Source organism: Mycobacterium sp. ITM-2016-00317, from assembly GCF_002968295.1.
Taxonomy (GTDB): domain Bacteria; phylum Actinomycetota; class Actinomycetes; order Mycobacteriales; family Mycobacteriaceae; genus Mycobacterium.
Genome location: NZ_CP134399.1, coordinates 2,108,062 through 2,127,854 on the forward strand (window position 1 = coordinate 2,108,062; position 19,793 = coordinate 2,127,854).

Below are 19,793 nucleotides of genomic sequence, written 5' to 3' on the forward strand. Positions count from 1 at the left end.
TAACCGGCTGCGGTGAGACCTCGCCGCGAGGTTAAGGTGAACCGTGGCCGGTCAGATCACCAAAGTCCTTGTCGCCAACCGCGGTGAAATCGCGATCCGCGCGTTCCGCGCGGCCTACGAGATGGGCATCGCGACCGTCGCGGTCTATCCGTACGAGGATCGCAATTCCCTGCACCGGCTGAAGGCCGACGAGTCCTACCAGATCGGTGAGGTCGGACACCCCGTCCGGGCCTACCTGTCCGTCGACGAGATCATCCGGGTGGCTGTCGCGGCCGGATGCGACGCGGTGTACCCGGGTTACGGATTCCTTTCGGAGAACCCGGAACTGGCCGCCTCGTGCGCCGCGGCCGGCATCACGTTCGTCGGTCCCAGCGCCGCTGTGCTGGAGCTCACCGGCAACAAGGCGCGCGCCATCCAGGCCGCCCGGGAAGCGGGCCTGCCGGTCCTGGCGTCGTCGGCGCCGTCGGCATCGGTCGAGGAACTCGTCGCGGCCGCCGACGGCATGGAGTTCCCGCTGTTCGTCAAGGCGGTGTCCGGCGGCGGGGGCCGCGGCATGCGTCGGGTCGCCGACCGCGACGCGCTGGCCGAGGCGGTGGAAGCGGCCAGCCGCGAGGCGGAGTCGGCGTTCGGGGACCCCGAGGTCTACCTGGAACAGGCGGTGCTCAACCCCCGCCACATCGAGGTGCAGATCCTCGCCGACCGCACCGGCCAGGTGATGCACCTGTTCGAACGAGACTGCAGCGTGCAGCGCCGCCATCAGAAGGTCATCGAGCTCGCGCCCGCCCCGAACCTGCCCGAGGAGTTGCGGCAGAGGATCTGCGCCGACGCGGTGGCGTTCGCCCGCGAGATCGACTACACGTGCGCAGGCACGGTGGAGTTCCTGCTCGACGAGCGCGGCCACCACGTGTTCATCGAGTGCAATCCGCGAATCCAGGTCGAGCACACCGTCACCGAGGAGATCACCGACGTCGACCTGGTCTCCAGTCAGCTGCGGATCGCGGCGGGGGAGACGCTCGATGATCTCGGGCTCAGCCAGGAGACGCTGACCGCACCAAGGGGATTCGCGCTGCAGTGCCGGATCACCACCGAGGATCCCGCCAACGGCTTCCGGCCCGACACCGGGCGCATCACCGCCTACCGCTCGCCCGGCGGCGCAGGCATCCGGCTGGACGGCGGCGCCGTGCTCGGCGGCGAGATCGGCGCCCACTTCGATTCCATGCTCGTCAAACTGACCTGCCGCGGCAGGGATTTCGACACCGCGGTGGCGCGCGCACATCGCGCGCTGGCGGAGTTCCGGGTGCGTGGGGTCTCCACGAACATCCCGTTCCTGCAGGCGGTCATCGACGATCCGGACTTCCGCAGCGGCAAGATCACCACGTCGTTCATCGACGAGCGGCCCTACCTGCTGACCGCGCGTTCGCCGGCCGACCGCGGCACCAAGATCCTGAACTACCTGGCCGAGGTCACGGTCAACCAGCCGCACGGACCGCGCCCGTCGACGGTGTACCCGCACGACAAGCTGCCCGAGATCGACCTCGACACGATGCCCCCGCGCGGCAGCAAGCACCTGCTGACTGAGGTCGGGCCCGAGGCGTTCGCGCGCTGGATGCGCGAGTCCAAGGCGGTCGGCGTCACCGACACCACGTTCCGTGACGCCCATCAGTCGTTGCTGGCCACCAGGATCCGCACCTCCGGTCTGCTGATGGTCGCGCCCTACATCGCCCGGATGACCCCGCAGTTGCTCTCGATCGAGTGCTGGGGTGGCGCCACCTACGACGTCGCGCTGCGGTTCCTCAAGGAGGATCCGTGGGAGCGACTGGCCGCCCTGCGTGAGGCTGTGCCCAACATCTGCCTGCAGATGCTGCTGCGGGGCCGCAACACGGTGGGCTACACGCCGTACCCGGACTCGGTCACCCACGCGTTCATCCAGGAGGCCACCGCCACCGGCATCGACATCTACCGGATCTTCGACGCGCTCAACAACGTCGAATCGATGCGCCCGGCGATCGACGCGGTCCGCGAGACCGGCACGTCCGTGGCCGAGGTCGCGATGTCCTACACCGGCGACCTGTCCGATCCGGCGGAGAACCTCTACACGCTGGACTACTACCTCAAGCTCGCCGAGCAGATCGTCGACGCGGGAGCACACGTGCTCGCCATCAAGGACATGGCGGGTCTGCTGCGCCCGCAGGCGGCCGCCAAGCTGGTCGGCGCGCTGCGCAGCCGTTTCGACCTGCCCGTGCACGTGCACACCCACGACACGCCGGGCGGCCAGCTCGCCACCTACTTGGCGGCCTGGCAGGCCGGGGCCAGCGCGGTCGACGGCGCGTCGGCGCCGCTGGCCGGGACGACGAGTCAGCCCGCGCTGAGCTCGATCGTGGCGGCCACCGCGCACACCGAGTACGACACCGGCCTGTCGCTGCCTGCGGTGTGCGACCTGGAGCCGTACTGGGAGGCGTTGCGAAAGGTGTACTCGCCGTTCGAGTCTGGGCTGCCGGCCCCGACCGGCCGGGTCTACCACCACGAGATCCCGGGCGGGCAGTTGTCCAACCTGCGCCAGCAGGCGATCGCGCTGGGCCTGGGCGACCGGTTCGAGGAGATCGAGGCCAGTTACGCGGCGGCAGACCGGATCCTGGGCCGGCTGGTCAAGGTCACCCCGTCATCGAAGGTCGTCGGCGACCTGGCCCTGGCGCTGGTCGGCGCCGGGGTGTCGGCCGACGAATTCGCCGAGGACCCGGCACGTTTCGACATCCCGGACTCGGTGATCGGGTTCCTCCGCGGCGAGCTGGGCGATCCGCCCGGCGGCTGGCCCGAGCCGCTGAGGTCCAAGGCGCTGGCGGGCCGCGCTCCGGCCAAGCCGCCTGCCGAGCTGAGCCCCGAAGACACCCGCGCGCTGGCCGTGGCGGGACCGGAACGTCAGGCGACGCTGAACCGGCTGCTGTTTCCCGGTCCGACAAAGGAATTCGAGGCCCACCGGGAGCTCTACGGGGACACCTCGAGTCTGTCGGCCAACCAGTTCTTCTACGGGCTGCGGCACGGCGACGAACACCGCGTCACCCTGGAGCGCGGCGTCCAGCTGCTCATCGGGCTGGAGGCGGTCTCCGACGCCGACGAGCGGGGCATGCGCACCGTGATGTGCATCATCAACGGGCAGCTGCGTCCCGTGGTGGTCCGCGACCGCAGCATCGCCAGCGACGTGCCCGTCGCCGAGAAGGCCGACCGGACCAACTCGGACCACGTGGCCGCGCCGTTCGCCGGGGTGGTCACCGTCAGCGTCGACGAGGGCGACACGGTCGAGGCGGGCGAGACCATCGCGACCATCGAGGCGATGAAGATGGAGGCCGCGATCACCGCGCCGAAGGCGGGCACGGTGCAACGCGTCGCGGTGTCGGCCACCGCGCAGGTCGAGGGCGGGGACCTGCTGGCAGTGATCGGTTCGGCCGGCGGCGGGCACCGCCCGCCCGCAGCGGACAGCGACGCGGCCGGGGGACCGTCCTGACCCGGATCGTCGCCGGAATCTTCGGCGGGCGCCGGATCACGGTGCCGCAGCAGCGTTCCGGACGCGGCACGCGGCCCACCACGGATCGGGTGCGCGAGTCGTTGTTCAACGTGCTGAGCGCGCGCGTCGACTTCGACGGGCTGCGGGTGCTCGATCTGTACGCCGGTTCGGGCGCACTGGGTCTCGAGGCGTTGTCGCGCGGTGCCGCGTCGGCGGTGTTCGTCGAGTCCGACGCGCGGGCCGCGGCGGTGATCGAACGCAACATCGCCACCCTGGGTGCGCGCGACGCGGCCGTGCGCCGCGGCGCGGTCACCGCGGTGCTTGCCGGTGGTGCGTCCAGGCCGGTGGGCCTGGTGCTGGCCGACCCGCCCTACGAACTGGACGCCGCGCAGATCGACGCCGTGGTCGCCGCGCTGACCGAGGGCGGCTGGACCGCACCGGGCACCGTGATGGTGCTGGAACGGCCCGCCTCCGCGCCCGAGACCGACTGGGCTGACGGGTGGTCGGCGTGGCGGTCGCGCCGCTACGGGGACACCCGCGTCGAGTTCGCCGAACGCTGCTAGCGTCGACCGTCATGAGCGGAGCGGTGTGCCCGGGATCCTTCGATCCGGTGACCCTCGGTCACATCGACGTCTTCGAGCGCGCCGCGGCGCAGTTCGACGAGGTCGTCGTCGCGGTGATGGTCAACCCGAACAAGACCGGCCTTTTCACCCACGACGAGCGGATCGCGCTGATCGAGGAGTCGACCGCCCACCTGCCGAATCTGCGGGTGGAGTCCGGCCGGGGCCTGATCGTGGACTTCGTCAGGGAACGCGGGCTGACCGCGATCGTCAAGGGACTGCGCACCGGCACCGACTTCGAGTACGAGCTACAGATGGCGCAGATGAACCGGCACGTCGCCGGCGTTGACACGTTCTTCGTCGCGACCACGCCGCAGTACTCGTTCGTGTCCTCGTCGCTGGCCAAGGAAGTCGCGTTGCTCGGTGGCGACGTCTCCGACCTGTTGCCGGCCCGGTGAACGCGCGGTTGAAGGCCAAGCTCGCCGAACGCGGTTGAGGCGTGCGGGTGGGGGTAAGCACAGGGCACGGCGCGCAGCCCCGCGCCGTATTCCTGCAGCCCGCCCCCGGAGGTGCCGACCGTGCCCGAGACATTCGTTCAATCCACCGATGATGTCGTCGCGTTTCTCAGGGATCAGCACAACCTGATCAAAGACATGTTCGACGATGTGCTGCTGGCGTCCGAGGACAAGGCGCGCGAAAAGGCGTTCACCGATCTGCGCCAGTTGCTTGCGGTGCACGAGACCGCCGAGGAGATGGTGGTCCATCCGAGGGTCCGGCGCGAGGTGGAGTCCGGCGACGAGATCGTCGACGCGCGCCTGCGCGAGGAGCATGCCGCCAAGGAGCAGCTGGTCGCGTTGGAGAACTTGGACATCGGGTCCGAGGAGTTCCTCACCGCGCTGACCGAGTTCCGCGACGCTGTGCTCGAACACGCCGAGCACGAGGAGACCGAGGAGTTCCCCAAGCTCAAGCGCGAACTCGACGCCGACGAGCTCAAGAGCCTCGCCGGAGCGGTGCGGGCGGCCGAGGCCACCGCGCCGACCCGCCCGCACCCCGGAGTCGAGTCCGCCAAGCTCAACTTCGCGGTCGGCCCGTTCGCGTCCATGCTGGACCGCGCGCGGGACGCGATCGGCGCGGCACTGCGCTGAGGTAGCCGCCCGCCGCTGCACTGGCCTGGGCGGCTCGCCGCTGCACTGTCCTGGGGCGGCTCGCCGCCGTGCTGCCTGGGCGGCTCGCCGCCGTGCTGGCCTGGGCGGCTCGCCGCCGTCTTGACATAATCCAACCCACGGATGCCGGTCGAGCCTGGCCGCGACTCGTAACGCGACACACCGCGACGGAAGCCCAGTCACACGCGTAACACCAGGCACACTGGTCACTAACAACTACGCCTGGAGGGTGTCGCCGTGTACCGAGTGTTCGAAGCTCTCGATGAATTGGGTGCGATCGTCGAAGAAGCCCGCGGTGTGCCGATGACGGCAGGCTGCGTGGTGCCGCGCGGCGACGTCCTGGAGTTGATCGACGACATCAAGGACGCCATCCCGGGTGAGCTCGACGATGCGCAGGACGTGCTGGACGCCCGTGACTCCCTGCTGCGGGAGGCCAAGGAGCATGCCGACTCCACCGTGTCCAGCGCCAACGCCGAAGCCGACTCGATGGTCAACCACGCCAGGGCAGAGGCCGACCGGCTGCTGGCCGACGCGAAATCCCAGGCCGACCGCATGGTCGCCGAGGCGCGCCAGCACAGCGAGCGCATGGTCGGCGAGGCGCGGGAGGAGGCCGCCCGCCTCGCCGCCACGGCCAAGCGCGAATACGAGGCCAGCACCGGGCGCGCCAAGTCTGAGGCCGACCGGCTGATCGAGAGCGGCAACCTGGCTTACGAGAAGGCGGTGCAGGAGGGGATCAAGGAGCAGCAGCGCCTGGTCTCGCAGACCGAGGTGGTCGCCACCGCCACCGCCGAGGCGACCCGGATGATCGACTCCGCGCACGCGGAGGCCGACCGGTTGCGTGGCGAATGCGACATCTACGTCGACAGCAAGCTCGCCGAATTCGAGGATTTCCTCAACGGCACGCTGCGCTCGGTGGGCCGTGGCCGTCATCAGCTGCGCACCGCTGCGGGCACTCACGACTACGCGGCCCGGTAGTCCGGCGGCGGGCCACCGTACGATACGGGGATGGCGACGCACGTCAATGCGGCGGCGCACCGAGGTTCACGGTCGCCGCTGGTAATCGATATCTCCCGACTCGGCCGGCGACCGGGCTCGATGATCACCGTCGACGAGACGGTGCCCAGCCCGGCCCGGATGGGCCTGGAGCTCATCGCCGTGCCCGAAGGGGCCCCGCTGCACCTGGACCTCGTCCTGCAATCGGTGTCCGAAGGCGTGCTGGTCACCGGCACCGTGGTGGCGCCGACCTCCGGCGAGTGCGCCCGGTGCCTGACCCCGATCACCGGCGAGGTCGAGATCGAACTGACCGAGCTGTACGCGTACCCCGACAGCACCACCGAGGAGACCACCGAGGCCGACGAGATCCCGCGGGTCGGACGCGACCGGGGGTCCGAGACCATCGACCTGCAGCAGCCGATCACCGACGCCGTCGGTCTGGCGCTGCCGTTCTCCCCGGTCTGCACCCCGGACTGCCAGGGGTTGTGCCTGGAGTGCGGAGTCCGGTTGGCCGACGCCGAACCCGGCCACCACCATGATCAGATCGACCCGCGATGGGCCAAGCTGGCCCAGCTGCGCGACCAGGACGCCGAACCGGACGGGCCGAGCACCGGAGACGACTCGTGACGGCCGACCGCGGGCTTCTGCTCGAGGCCCTCGGCGTCGAACTGCCCGGCGAGCTGCTGACCATGGCCCTCACCCACCGCAGCTACTCCTACGAGAACGGCGGCGTGCCCACCAACGAGCGCCTGGAGTTCCTCGGCGATTCGGTGCTCGGGCTGACCATCACCGAAGAGCTCTACCACCGCCACCCGGACCGCTCCGAAGGAGATCTGGCCAAACTGCGGGCCAGCATCGTCAACACCCAGGCGCTGGCCGACGTCGGGCGCAACCTGACCGAACACGGTCTGGGGGCCTATCTGTTGCTCGGCAAGGGCGAGGAGGCCTCCGGAGGCGCCGACAAGTCCAGCATCCTGGCTGACGGTGTCGAATCCCTTTTGGGCGCAATCTATCTCGAACACGGCGTGAACGAGGCGCGCGAGGTGATCCTGCGGCTGTTCGCCGGGCTGCTCGACACCGCGCCGACCCTCGGCGCGGGGCTGGACTGGAAGAGCTCCCTGCAGGAACTGACCGCGTCGCAGGGACTCGGGGTGCCGGCCTACGTCGTCACCTCCACCGGGCCCGATCATGACAAAGAGTTCACCGCGATCGTCGTGGTCGGGGAGCGCGACTACGGCCGCGGCGTGGGCCGGACCAAGAAGGAAGCCGAGCTCAAGGCCGCCGCGGCCGCCTGGCACGCTCTCACCGGTGACTGACCGCGATGCCTGAACTTCCCGAGGTGGAGGTCGTCCGGCGCGGGCTGGCCCAGCACGTCACGGGCAAGAGGATCGCCGCGGTGCGGGTGCACCACCCGCGCGCCGTGCGCCGGCACGAAGCCGGACCCGCCGACCTGACCGCCCGGCTCCTCGACACCACCATCACCGGGACAGGCCGGCGGGGAAAGTACCTGTGGCTGACCCTGGACGATGGTGCCGATGAGCGGCTTGCGCGAAGAGAATCTGACACGGCGCTGGTCGTGCACCTGGGGATGAGCGGCCAGATGCTGCTGGGTCAGGTGCCCAACGAGAACCACCTGCGCATCGCGGCGCTGCTCGACGACGGCACCACGCTGAGTTTCGTCGACCAGCGCACCTTCGGTGGCTGGATGATCACCGACCTCGTCGATGTCGACGGCAGCGCGGTGCCGGTGCCGGTCGCGCACATCGCCCGGGATCCGCTGGACCCGCTCTTCGACCGCGACGCGGTGGTGAAGGTGTTGCGGGGCAAGCACTCCGAGATCAAGCGCCTGCTCCTCGACCAGACCGTGGTGTCGGGAATCGGCAACATCTACGCCGACGAGTCTCTGTGGCGGGCCAAGATCAACGGTGCCAGGCCGGCCTCGGGGGTGTCGCGGGCCAAGCTCGCCGAACTGCTGGACGCGGCCGCGGCGGTGATGACCGACGCGCTGGCCCAGGGCGGCACGTCGTTCGACTCGCTCTATGTCAACGTCAACGGGGAGTCCGGCTACTTCGACCGGTCGCTGGACGCGTACGGCCGCGAGGGTGAGCCGTGCCGGCGGTGCGGCGCGATCATCCGGCGGGAGAAGTTCATGAACCGCTCGTCGTACTACTGCCCGCGCTGCCAGCCCCGCCCCCGCACCTAGTTCCCCAGCAATGCTATTCCGCGGGACGTTGTAGAAATGACCCGTGACTGAACTGTGGGTGGAGCGCACCGGTGTGCGCCGTTATACGGGCCGAAGCACGCGGGGCGCCGAGGTGCTGGTGGGCTCCGAGGACGTCGAGGGCGTCTTCACGCCGGGCGAGCTGATGAAGATCGCGCTGGCCGCCTGCAGTGGGATGTCCAGCGACCAGCCGCTGCGGCGCCGGCTCGGGGACGACTACGCGGCCACCATCCGGGTGTCGGGGCCGGCCGACCGCGAGCAGGAGCGTTACCCGCTGTTGCAGGAGTCCCTGGAGGTCGACCTGTCGGCGCTGTCGGGCGACGAGCTGACCCGGCTGCTCACCGTGGTGGAGCGTGCGATCGACCAGGTGTGCACGGTGGGGCGGACATTGAAGAGTGGTACTGAAGTGACGTTTGAGGTGAAAGATGTTGGACGAGAATGATGTCCGCCTGACCGCCTGGGTGCACGGGCAGGTCCAGGGGGTGGGTTTCCGCTGGTGGACGCGGTCCCGCGCGCTCGAACTGGGGCTCACCGGGTTCGCCGCGAACAGACCCGACGGCCGGGTGCAGGTGGTCGCCCAGGGTCCGCGGGACGCCTGCGAGCGACTCCTTGCCCTGCTCAGCGGCGGTGACACCCCGGGTCAGGTGGACAAGGTCATCGCGGACTGGGGAGCGCCCGCCGACGCGATCGCGGGCTTCACCGAGCGGTGAGGTCCGCGGCGGTAGGGTAACGCGTCATGCATCTGAAGAGTCTGACGCTGAAGGGCTTCAAGTCCTTCGCCTCGCCGACGACTCTGCGCTTCGAACCCGGCATCACCTGCGTGGTCGGCCCGAACGGTTCGGGCAAATCGAACGTGGTCGACGCGCTCACCTGGGTGATGGGGGAGCAGGGCGCCAAGACGCTGCGCGGCGGCAAGATGGAGGACGTCATCTTCGCCGGCACCTCGTCGCGCGCGCCACTGGGCCGCGCCGAGGTGACGCTGACCATCGACAACTCCGACAACGCGCTGCCGATCGAGTACTCCGAGGTCTCGATCACCCGCCGGATGTTCCGCGACGGCGCCGGCGAGTACGAGATCAACGGCAGCCGTTGCCGTTTGGCCGATGTGCAGGAGCTGCTCAGCGATTCCGGCATCGGACGCGAGATGCACGTCATCGTCGGGCAGGGCAAGCTCGCGGAGATCCTGGAGTCCCGCCCCGAGGACCGCCGCGCGTTCATCGAGGAGGCCGCGGGCGTCCTCAAGCACCGCAAGCGCAAGGAGAAGGCGGTCCGCAAGCTGGACTCGATGTCGGCGAACCTGGCGCGGCTGACCGATCTGACCACCGAACTGCGCCGCCAGCTCAAACCGCTGGGCCGCCAAGCCGAGATGGCCCGCCGCGCGCAGACCATCCAGGCCGACCTGCGTGACGCCCGATTGCGGCTGGCCGCCGACGACCTGGTCACCCGCAAGGCCGAGTTCGACGACACCAACCAGGCCGAGACCGCGCTGCGCCGCGAACACGAGGAGCTCAGCGAGCGACTGCAGGCCAGGTCCCTCGAACTCGACGCCCACGAGAGCGCCGTGGAGGACCTCAGCGAGCGCGCCGACGCGGCCCAGCAGCGCTGGTTCCGGCTCTCGGCGCTGGCCGAGCGGGTGGGCGCGACCGTGCGCATCGCCGCCGAGCGGGCACAGCACCTGGATGCCGAGCCGGACTTCTCGGCCGGTCCCGACCCCGACGAGCTCGAAGCCCGGGCCGACGCCGTCGCCGAGCAGGAGCGGCAGCTCCTCGAGGAGCTGGCGGAATGCCAGGCCCGGCTGGAGGCCGCCCGCGACGAACTCGGCGAGCGCGAACGGACCGCGGCCGAAGCCGAGCGCGCCCACATGGCCGCCGCACGTGCCGAGGCCGACCGTCGCGAGGGGCTCGCACGGTTGTCCGGGCAGGTCGACACGATGCGCTCCCGCGTGGACTCGGCCGACGAGACCGTGGCGCGGCTGACCGCCAACATCGACGAGGCCGCCGCCCGCGCCCAGCAGACCCAGACCGAGTTCGAGATGGTCCAGGGCCGGGTCAGTGAGCTCGACGCCGGCGAGGTCGGTCTCGACGAACACCACGACCGCACGGTCACCGCGCTGCGCCTGGCCGACGAACGCGTCGCCGAGCTGCAGGCCGCCGAGCGGGCCGCCGAACGTCAGGTGGCCTCGCTGCAGGCCCGCATCGACGCGCTGTCGGTCGGCCTGGACCGCAAGGACGGGGCCGCTTGGCTTCGGGAGAACCACGGCGTCCCAGCACTTTTCGACTCTCTGGCCAATCTGGTCAAGGTCCGCCCCGGGCACGAGTCGGCGATCGCGGCCGTCCTCGGCGCCGCGGCGGACGCCCTGGCCGCCGAGAACTCCGCGGCGGCGAAGGACGCGCTGGCCGCGCTCAAAGAGGCCGACGGCGGCCGGGCCGCCATCGTGCTGGGGGACTGGCCGGCGCAGCCGTCGCTGACAGGGCAACTGCCCGCGGGCGCGGTCTGGGCGGTGGACCTCGTCGACCCGGCCCCGCGGATCCAGGGCGCGGTGTCGGCGATGCTGGCCGGTGTGGCGGTCGTCGGCGATCTGGCCGGCGCGCTGGAAATCGTTGCGGCGCAACCGCAGTTGCGTGCGGTGACCGCCGACGGCGACCTGGTGGGCGCCGGCTGGGTCAGCGGTGGTTCCGATCGCAAACCCAGCACCCTGGAGATCACCTCCGAGGTGGAGAAGGCGCGCACGGAGCTGGCCGCCGCCGAGCGGCAGGTCGGGGAGCTCTCGGCGGCGCTGTCGGGGGCGCTGGCCGAGCAGGCGGCCCGCCAGGACGCCGCCGAACAGGCGCTGGCCGCGCTGAACGAGTCCGACGCCGCGATCTCGTCGATCTATGAACAGCTCGGCCGGCTCGGCCAGGACGCTCGCGCCGCCGACGACGAGTGGCAGCGCCTGATCCAGCAGCGCGACGAGCTGGAGGCCGCGCGCAACCGCACGGTCGAGGAACTGACCGAACTGGAACAGCGTCTGCACCTCGCCCAGCAGGAGCCCATGTTCGACGTCGAGGTGGTGGACCGCTCGGAGTCCACTGCTGCGGCCGAGGCGGCGCGCTCGGCGGAGGTGGAAGCCCGGCTGGCCGTGCGCACCGCCGAAGAACGTGCCAATGCCGTTCGTGGACAAGCAGATTCGCTGCGCCGCGCCGCCGTCTCCGAACGGGAGGCGAGGGCGCGGGCGGCACGGGCCCGGGAGGCCCGCGTGCACGCCGCCACGATGGCGGCCGCCGTCGCGGAGTCCGGCCGTCTGGTCGCGCAGCGGCTGAGCCAGGCGGTGGCCGTGGCGTCGCAGGTGCGCGACGAGGTCGCCGCCGAGCGGCAGGTCCGGGCCGGCGCCCTGACCAAGGCACGCGAGGAGGTCAACGAACTGAACTCGCGGATCGCGGCGCTCACCGACGCCCTGCACCGCGACGAAGTCGCCAAGGCCCAGGCCGCGCTGCGCATCGAGCAGCTCGAGCAGCAGGTGCTCGAACAGTTCGGGATCGCGGTGGCCGACCTGGTCGCCGAGTACGGTCCCGACGTCGCGTTGCCGCCCACCGAACTGGAGATGGCCGAGTACGAGCAGGCCCGGGAGCTCGGTGAGCAGGTGGTCGCGCCCGCGCCGATGCCCTACGACCGGTCCACCCAGGAGCGCCGGGCCAAGCGCGCGGAGAAGGAGCTGCGGGAGCTGGGCCGGGTCAATCCGCTTGCGCTGGAGGAGTTCGCGGCGCTGGAGGAGCGCTACAACTTCCTGTCCACCCAGCTCGAGGACGTCAAGGCCGCCCGCAAGGACCTGCTGGACGTGATCGCCGACGTGGACTCGCGGATCCTGCAGGTCTTCACCGAGGCCTACATGGACGTCGAGCGGGAATTCACCCAGGTGTTCGACACGCTGTTCCCCGGCGGCGAGGGCCGCCTGCTGCTGACCGACCCGTCCGACATGCTGACCACGGGCATCGAGGTCGAGGCCCGGCCCCCGGGCAAGAAGATCAAGCGCCTGTCGCTGCTGTCCGGCGGCGAGAAGTCACTGACCGCGGTCGCGATGCTGGTGGCGATCTTCCGGGCCAGGCCGTCGCCGTTCTACGTGATGGACGAAGTCGAGGCCGCGCTCGACGACGTGAACCTGCGGCGGCTGATCAGCCTGTTCGAGCAGTTGCGGGAGCGTTCGCAGCTGATCGTGATCACGCACCAGAAGCCCACGATGGAGGTCGCCGACGCCCTCTACGGCGTGACGATGCGCGGCGACGGCATCACCACGGTGATCTCGCAGCGGATGCGCGGGCAGGAACTGGTCACCAGCCCGACCTGAGCGCGCCTCAGGTGAGGGCGGTGACGCCGAGCCCGCGCAGCGCGGCCAGGTCGGACGCCCCGCTGCCGTGCAGGCAGACCAGCAGCTCGTCGAGGAAACGCTGCAGCCAATCCACCACGGCGTCAACGGATTCCACGGCAGGGGCGAGCAGCGGGCGGGCGATGGCCACCACCTGGGCGCCCATCGCGAGCGCCTTGGCCGCGTCCATCCCGGTGCGGATGCCGCCCGAGGCCACCAGCGGCATGTCGGGCAGGAGTTGCCGCACCTCGGTCAGTGCCTGGGCGGTCGGGATGCCCCACTCGGCGAGCGCGGGGTAGCGCACCTCCCCGTAGCGGACGAACTGCTCGATGCGCGCCCAGGACGTGCCGCCGGCCCCGGCGACGTCGACGGCGGCCACCGGACAGTTCACCAGCTGTGCGGCGGCGGCCGCACCGATGCCGTGCCCGACCTCCTTGAGCATGACGGGATAGCCGATCTCACCGGCCACGTCGCACAGCCTCGCGATCGAGCCGGAGAAATCGGTGTCGCCGTTGTGCTGCATCGCTTCCTGCAGCGGGTTGGTGTGCACGGCCAGCCCGTTGGCGCCCACCCGGTCCAGCGCGGCGGCCAGCCCGGGCGTCATCGACGTCTGCAGCTGCGCGAGTCCGATGTTGCCGATCAGCAGCACGTCGGGCGCCACGCCCCGGACGTCGAAGCTGGCGGTCGCGTCGGCGTCGTCGATCATCACCCGCTGCGAGCCCAGCATCATCCCGATGCCCAGTTGCTGCGCGGCGGCGGCCAGATTGCGGTTGATGATTCCCGACAGCGCCGCGCCACCCGTCATCGCGCCGATCAGCACCGGGGCGCGCAAGTGGCAGCCGAGGAACTCGGTGCTCAGGTCGACACTGTCGAGATCGGTCTGGGTCAGCGCGTTGTAGGGCAGCCGGAACCGCTCCAGACCGGTGGTCACCGTCTGGTAGTCGACGGCTTCGGTCAGGCACACGTCGATGTGCCGGCGCTTGCGGTGCTGCAGGGCGGACCCGGGGTCGGACGTCACCGGTTACGTCCCCTGCCACAATGGGGCGGTGAGTGAAGGTCTCTGGATCGCCATCGCGGTCATCGCCGTCCTGCTGCTGGTCGCACTCGTGGTGGGGCTGGTGCGGTACCGCCGTCGCCGGATCAAGTTGTCGGCTCCAGACACTGCCACTCCCGTCGATCGTTCCGGCGGCTATACCGCCTCGTCAGGCATCACGTTTGCCCAGTCGACGCCGGTGCAGGCCCCGCCGAAGGCGCCCGAACGCATAGACACCAGCGGTCTACCCGCCGTCGGCGATGATGCCACCATTCCCCGCGACGCACCCAAGCGTCCCATCGCCGATGTCAGGCTGCCCGAGCCGCCCGTGCTGCCGCCGGAGCCGGTCGTCGAGGAACCCGTCCGCGAGCAACCGGTCGTCGAGCCGGTCGTCGAGCCCGTCGAGCCGCCGGAACCCGTCCTGGAGCCGGAGCCGGTCGAGGCGCCGACACCCGTCGAGGCGCCGGCCCCGGTGTCCGCCGCACCCGCGGCCCCGCAGATCGAGGACATCGCGCCCGCCGAAGGCCGGCTGGACCGGCTGCGCGGCCGGCTGTCGAAGTCACAGAACGCGCTCGGCCGCAGCATGCTGGGGCTGCTGGGCGGCGGCGATCTCGACGAGGACTCCTGGGAAGAGGTCGAGGACACCCTGCTGATCGCCGACCTCGGCCCGGTGGTCACCGAGTCGGTGGTGGCGTCGCTGCGGGAGAAGATGGCCAGCAGCGGGGTGCGCACCGAAGCCGACGCGCGGGCGGTGCTGCGGGAGGTGCTGATCGCCGAGCTGCGCCCCGACCTGGACCGCTCGATCAAGGCCCTGCCGCACGCCGACAAGCCGTCGGTGTTGCTGGTGGTGGGGGTCAACGGCACCGGCAAGACGACGACCGTCGGCAAGCTGGCGCGGGTGCTGGTGGCCGACGGCCGCCGCGTCGTGCTCGGGGCGGCCGACACCTTCCGTGCCGCCGCGGCCGACCAACTGCAGTCCTGGGCGTCGCGGGTGGGCGCGCAGGTCGTACGCGGCCCCGAGGGCGCCGACCCGGCGTCGGTGGCGTTCGACGCCGTCGACACCGGCATCGCCTCAGGCGCGGACGTCGTGGTGATCGACACCGCGGGCCGGCTGCACACCAAGACCGGCCTGATGGACGAACTGGGCAAGGTCAAACGCGTGGTCGGTAAGCGCGCCTCCGTCGACGAGGTGCTGCTGGTGCTCGACGCGACGATCGGCCAGAACAGCCTGCCGCAGGCCCGGGTGTTCGCCGAAGTGGTCGACATCACCGGGGTGGTGCTGACCAAACTGGACGGGACGGCCAAGGGCGGCATCGTGTTCCGGGTGCAGCAGGAACTCGGGGTGCCGGTGAAGCTGGTGGGGCTCGGCGAGGGACCCGACGATCTGGCCCCGTTCGAGCCCGCCGCGTTCGTCGACGCGTTGCTCGGCTGAGCGCCGACCGGCCAGCGAATTCCTCGGGGCAGTCGCTGATTTTTGCTGTTCCGCCCTGATGAAACACGAGCGTAACGACATCGGCGCGTCCGTTCACGTGTGCGAAACACAACAGAATCACAGGTGAAACGCTTGCCAAAGAGTCTCTTCGGGAGGCCGATCGTGATCGGCCGTCAACCCAAGGAGGTTCACACAAAGTGGCATTCGGCTTACACGACGTGGTCTTGGCCCTGCCAGACGACCAATTCGCGCCATTCGGGGAAGGGGGCCTGAGCGCCGGAGACACCGCGTGGGTGCTCACGGCAGCCGCACTGGTGTTGTTCATGACTCCGGGCCTGGCGTTCTTCTACGGTGGTCTGTCCCGGCAGAAGTCCGTCCTGAACATGATGATGATGTCCTTCGGCTCCATCGGTGTCGTCAGCGTCATCTACGTGCTGTGGGGTTACTCGATGTCGTTCGCGTCGGCGCACACCGGCGACAGCGACTTCTTCGGCGTCTTCGACAACCCGTTCTCGCTGTTCGGGCTCAGCCAGCTCACCGAGGTGCGCGAGGTCGACGGCATCAGCACCTACGTGCTGGGCGGTTTCGGCACCGTGCCCGCCATCGTCTGGGTCGGCTTCCAGCTCACCTTCGCGGTGATCACCGTGGCGCTGATCAGTGGTGCGGTGGCCGAGCGCATGAAGTTCGGCACCTGGCTGGTGTTCGGCGGCATCTGGGTGACGCTCGTGTACTTCCCTCTGGCACACATGGTCTGGGGTGGCGGCCTGCTCTCCGGTTCGGAGGACAGCCTCGCGGCCAAGCTGTTCGGTCTCGATGACGAGGGCGCGGCCAACGTGTCGCCGATCGACTTCGCCGGTGGCACCGTGGTGCACATCAACGCCGGTGTGGCCGCGCTGGTGCTGGCGATCCTGCTCGGTAAGCGGACCGGCTTCGGCCGCACGCCCTACCGTCCGCACAACATCCCGTTCGTCATGCTGGGCGCGGCGATCCTGTGGTTCGGCTGGTTCGGCTTCAACGTGGGCTCCGAGGGCGCGGCCGACATGCTCGCCGGTGTGGTGTGGGTGAACACCACCGCCGCCACCGCGGCCGCCATGCTGGCGTGGTTGCTGGTGGAGCGCATCCGCGACGGCCACGCAACCAGTGTGGGCGCCGCGTCGGGCATCGTCGCGGGCCTGGTCGCGATCACCCCCGCGTGTGGATCGCTCAGCGCGATCGGTTCGCTGATCCTCGGGGCCGTCGCCGGCACGCTGTCGGCACTGGCGATCGCACTGAAGTACAAGTTCGGTTACGACGATTCACTCGACGTCGTCGGCGTGCACCTCGTCGCCGGCCTGTGGGGCACCATCGGCATCGGGTTCCTGGCCACCGAGACCGGTCTCTTCTACGGCGGCGGCGTTCAGCAGCTCGTGGTCCAGATCGTCATCGCACTCGTTGCCGTAGTCTTCACCGCAATCATGACCGCCATCATCGCGTTCATCGTCAAGCCTCTGGGCTGGCGGGTGTCCAAGGAGGACGAAGACACCGGTATCGATGAGACCGAACATGCCGAAACGGCTTACGAGCTCGCCTGACCGGCGACAATTTCATCGGAAGGGATCAACTACATGAAGCTGATAACCGCGATCGTCAAGCCGTTCACGCTGGAAGATGTCAAGACCGGTCTGGAGCAGACAGGCATTCTCGGCATGACCGTCAGCGAGGTTCAGGGCTACGGCCGGCAGAAGGGCCACACCGAGGTCTACCGCGGTGCGGAGTACTCGGTCGATTTCGTCCCGAAGGTGCGGGTGGAGGTCGTGGTCGACGACTCCGCCGTCGACAAGGTGGTGGACGTGATCGTCCAGGCCGCGCGTACCGGCAAGATCGGCGACGGCAAGGTCTGGGTCAGTCCGGTCGAGGCGGTGGTGCGGGTACGCACCGGTGAACGCGGGGCGGATGCCCTTTGATCCGCATGGAATGAGTGGTCGTCTCCCGGCGGTTTGGTCGTGTGAGTAGTTCAATCGTCATATGCCGGGAGGGCAACCCATGAAAGAGCAGAAGTCGCAATCCGCCGCCGGCGCTCCCCGATGGGAGCGTCCGGCGGCGGGTTCTTTGCGTCCTGCAACAGATCTCGTCGCAGCTGCCGAGCAGCTGCTCTCCGGCGGCCGTCAGCTCGATTCCGCCGCGCTGCGCGACGCGCTGCTCGACCTGTACGACTTCTGGCTCACCACAAAGGCGGCCGAGATCGGCATCACCGCCACCAGCGGGTTCGCGATCGTCGCGACCGGTGGTCTGGGCCGCGGCGAGATACTGCCGTTCTCGGACCTGGACCTGATGCTGCTGCACGACAACATGCCGGCCTCCGACGTCGCCGAGGTGGCGGACCTGTTGTGGTATCCGTTGTGGGACGCCAACATTCGTCTGGATCACAGTGTGCGCACCGTGCCCGAGGCGCTGCGGGTGGCCGGTGAGGACATCTCCGCGGGGCTGGCCATGCTCGAGGCGCGGCACATCGCAGGCGACGCCGACCTGTCGGCACTGCTGATCGGCGGGGCCCGCAGGCAGTGGCGCACCGGCATCGCCTCCCGGTTCGACGAGCTCGTCGAGCACACCAGGGCGCGCTGGCAACGCAGCGGCCAGATCGCCCACCGCGCCGAGCCGGATCTCAAGTGCGGCAGGGGCGGGCTGCGCGACGTGCAACTCCTCAACGCGTTGGCGATCGCGCAGCTGGCCGACGTGTATCCCAGCCGCTCGCTGGCCTCGCCCACGGAAACCCTTGGCGAAGCCCATCTCTCGTTGCTCAATGTGCGCACCGAGCTGCACCGGGTGGCCGGCCGCGGCCGCGAACTGCTGCTGGCCCAGCACGCCGACGAGATCGGCGCCCAGCTGCGCATCGGGGACCGCTTCGATCTGGCGCGCGCACTCTCCGACGCCGCCCGCACGGTCAGTTACTACGTCGATGCCGGCATCCGCACCGCGGGCAACGCGCTGCCGCGCCGCGGGCTCGCCGTGCTGCGGCGCCCCGTGCGGCGGCCCCTCGACGAGGGCGTCATCGAGTTCAACGGCGAGGTGATCCTGGCGCGCGACGCCCGCCCGGAACGCGACCCCGGCCTCATCCTGCGGGTCGCCGCCGCGTCGGCCACCACAGGGCTGCCGATGGCGGCCTCCACGCTGAGCCGCCTGGTCGAGGCCGCGCCGGAACTGCGCACCCCGTGGCCCAGGCAGGCGCTCAAAGATCTGCTGGTGATGCTGGCGGCGGGTCCGTCGGCGGTGGCCACCATCGAGGCCCTCGACCGGACCGGGCTGTGGGGCCGGCTGTTCCCCGAGTGGGGTGCGGTGCGCGACCTGCCCCCGCGCGACGTCGTGCACATCTGGACCGTCGACCGGCATCTGGTCGAAACAGTTTCCCGCGCAAGCGCATTCACCACGCGGGTGTCGCGTCCGGATCTGCTGGTGCTGGGTGCGCTGGTCCACGACATCGGCAAGGGCCGGGGCGGGGACCACAGCGTCATCGGCGCCGAACTGGCCAATCAGATCGGCAGCAGGCTGGGGTTGTGGCCATCGGACATCAAGATCTTGTCGATGGTGGTGCGTCACCATCTGTTGTTGCCGCACACCGCCACCCGGCGCGACCTTCAGGATCCCGTCACGATCTCCGCCGTCGTGGACGCACTCGAAGGCGACCTCGTCGTGCTGGAGCTGCTGCACGTCCTCGCCGAGGCCGACTCGCTGGCGACCGGCCCCGGCGTCTGGGGTGACTGGAAGGCCTCGCTGATCGGCGAGCTGGTGCGCCGGTGCCGGCTCGTGATGGCCGGTGAACCGCTTCCGCAGCCGGACCCGATCGAGCCGCGGTTCATCGAGCTGGCCCGCGACGCCGGCGTGCACGTCGAGCTGACGCCGGGGGACACCCCGCACATCTTCAACGTCACGATGATCGCGCCGGACGGTCGCGGGGTGCTCTCCAAGGCGGCCGCGGTGCTCGCACTGAACTCGCTGCGCGTGCACTCGGCGTCGGTGAACGGGCACGACGGCGCGGCCATCAACACGTTCGTGGTGTCCCCGCACTTCGGCGCCCCGCCGGCGGCCGAGCTGCTGCGCCAGCAGCTGATCCTGGCCATCGACGGCGACCTCGACGTGATGGGCGCGCTGGACAAGAAGGAGGCGGAGGCCACGGCCACCGCCAGGGCCGGCGAGATCCGCGCCGCGGTCCCCGTGCACGCACCGGCCGCGCCTCCCCGGGTGCTGTGGCACGACGGCGCCGGCGCCGGGCAGATGGTCGTCGAGGTCCGGGCCACCGACCGCACCGGCCTGCTGGCGGCGCTCACCGGCGTCTTCGAACGCGCCGGGGTGGACATCGCGTGGGCCAAGGTCACCACGCTGGGCTCGTCGGTGGTCGACGCGTTCGGGATCGTGCTGCCCCCGGCGCTGGCGGCGGACGAAGCCGCGGCGCGGCAGAACCTGGAACGACAGCTGTTCGCGGTGCTACCCGCCCCGCCGGCCAGGCACACCGAGGTGGAGGCCAGCTAGTGACCCGCAGCACCCCGAACCCGCCGCGCCGCCCGCGATAGGCTTGGCCA

The 19,793-nt window shown here is 70.2% G+C and carries 15 protein-coding genes and 1 pseudogene; 15 read left to right on the forward strand and 1 reads right to left on the reverse strand.

Features of this window, described 5'->3' with window-relative positions:
• Nucleotides 1–55 precede the first annotated feature (55 nt).
• The 11 genes and pseudogenes from C6A87_RS10035 (at nucleotide 56) to smc (ending at nucleotide 12,757) form a co-directional block, all read left to right on the forward strand.
• A complete protein-coding gene (locus C6A87_RS10035) occupies nucleotides 56–3,499 on the forward strand; it encodes a pyruvate carboxylase (RefSeq protein ID WP_311117876.1) in 3,444 nt (1,147 codons plus the stop codon).
• Nucleotides 3,496–4,062 (forward strand): 16S rRNA (guanine(966)-N(2))-methyltransferase RsmD, encoded by a 567-nt coding sequence (rsmD, locus tag C6A87_RS10040; RefSeq protein WP_311117877.1) that lies wholly within the window; start codon nucleotides 3,496–3,498, stop codon nucleotides 4,060–4,062. The genes C6A87_RS10035 and rsmD overlap by 4 nt, the downstream gene beginning before the upstream one ends.
• 11 nt (nucleotides 4,063–4,073) lie before the next feature.
• Nucleotides 4,074–4,555: pseudogene (gene coaD, locus C6A87_RS10045) on the forward strand (pantetheine-phosphate adenylyltransferase).
• Between the two features lie 82 nt (nucleotides 4,556–4,637).
• Nucleotides 4,638–5,204: a hemerythrin domain-containing protein gene (locus C6A87_RS10050; RefSeq protein WP_311117087.1), complete on the forward strand. Its 567-nt coding sequence runs from the start codon at nucleotides 4,638–4,640 to the stop codon at nucleotides 5,202–5,204.
• A 255-nt stretch (nucleotides 5,205–5,459) separates the two neighbouring features.
• Nucleotides 5,460–6,197 (forward strand): cell division protein SepIVA, encoded by a 738-nt coding sequence (gene sepIVA, locus C6A87_RS10055; protein WP_311117088.1) that lies wholly within the window; start codon nucleotides 5,460–5,462, stop codon nucleotides 6,195–6,197.
• 30 nt (nucleotides 6,198–6,227) lie between these two features.
• Nucleotides 6,228–6,842 carry a DUF177 domain-containing protein gene (locus C6A87_RS10060; protein WP_311117089.1) on the forward strand — a complete coding sequence of 205 codons (615 nt, stop codon included), beginning with the start codon at nucleotides 6,228–6,230 and terminating at the stop codon, nucleotides 6,840–6,842.
• Nucleotides 6,839–7,531, forward strand: a complete 693-nt coding sequence (gene rnc / locus C6A87_RS10065; protein WP_311117090.1) for a ribonuclease III — start codon at nucleotides 6,839–6,841, stop codon at nucleotides 7,529–7,531. Before C6A87_RS10060 ends, rnc begins: the two co-directional genes overlap by 4 nt.
• A gap of 5 nt (nucleotides 7,532–7,536) precedes the next feature.
• Nucleotides 7,537–8,418 (forward strand): bifunctional DNA-formamidopyrimidine glycosylase/DNA-(apurinic or apyrimidinic site) lyase, encoded by an 882-nt coding sequence (gene mutM / locus C6A87_RS10070; RefSeq protein WP_311117091.1) that lies wholly within the window; start codon nucleotides 7,537–7,539, stop codon nucleotides 8,416–8,418.
• A gap of 43 nt (nucleotides 8,419–8,461) precedes the next feature.
• Nucleotides 8,462–8,878 carry an OsmC family protein gene (locus C6A87_RS10075; protein ID WP_311117092.1) on the forward strand — a complete coding sequence of 139 codons (417 nt, stop codon included), beginning with the start codon at nucleotides 8,462–8,464 and terminating at the stop codon, nucleotides 8,876–8,878.
• Nucleotides 8,862–9,146 (forward strand): acylphosphatase, encoded by a 285-nt coding sequence (locus C6A87_RS10080; RefSeq protein WP_311117093.1) that lies wholly within the window; start codon nucleotides 8,862–8,864, stop codon nucleotides 9,144–9,146. The genes C6A87_RS10075 and C6A87_RS10080 overlap by 17 nt, the downstream gene beginning before the upstream one ends.
• A 26-nt stretch (nucleotides 9,147–9,172) precedes the next feature.
• Entirely contained in the window at nucleotides 9,173–12,757 is a 3,585-nt protein-coding gene (smc, locus tag C6A87_RS10085; protein WP_311117094.1) for a chromosome segregation protein SMC, read from the forward strand.
• Nucleotides 12,758–12,764: 7 nt separating this feature from the next.
• Here the strand turns inward: smc and fni are convergent, their stop codons facing one another.
• The gene (fni, locus tag C6A87_RS10090; RefSeq protein WP_311117095.1) at nucleotides 12,765–13,793 is read right to left on the reverse strand and encodes a type 2 isopentenyl-diphosphate Delta-isomerase; all 1,029 of its coding nucleotides are present in this window, start codon (nucleotides 13,791–13,793) and stop codon (nucleotides 12,765–12,767) included.
• 28 nt (nucleotides 13,794–13,821) lie between these two features.
• Between fni and ftsY the strand changes: the two genes are divergently transcribed.
• From ftsY to C6A87_RS10110, 4 genes are all read left to right on the forward strand, one after another.
• On the forward strand, nucleotides 13,822–15,240 hold the full coding sequence (gene ftsY / locus C6A87_RS10095; RefSeq protein WP_311117096.1) for a signal recognition particle-docking protein FtsY: 1,419 nt from the start codon (nucleotides 13,822–13,824) through the stop codon (nucleotides 15,238–15,240).
• A gap of 218 nt (nucleotides 15,241–15,458) precedes the next feature.
• Nucleotides 15,459–16,811 (forward strand): ammonium transporter, encoded by a 1,353-nt coding sequence (locus tag C6A87_RS10100; RefSeq protein ID WP_311117878.1) that lies wholly within the window; start codon nucleotides 15,459–15,461, stop codon nucleotides 16,809–16,811.
• A 33-nt stretch (nucleotides 16,812–16,844) separates the two neighbouring features.
• Nucleotides 16,845–17,183 (forward strand): P-II family nitrogen regulator, encoded by a 339-nt coding sequence (locus C6A87_RS10105; RefSeq protein ID WP_311117097.1) that lies wholly within the window; start codon nucleotides 16,845–16,847, stop codon nucleotides 17,181–17,183.
• 79 nt (nucleotides 17,184–17,262) lie between these two features.
• A complete protein-coding gene (locus C6A87_RS10110; RefSeq protein WP_311117098.1) occupies nucleotides 17,263–19,743 on the forward strand; it encodes a [protein-PII] uridylyltransferase in 2,481 nt (826 codons plus the stop codon).
• Nucleotides 19,744–19,793 lie beyond the last annotated feature (50 nt).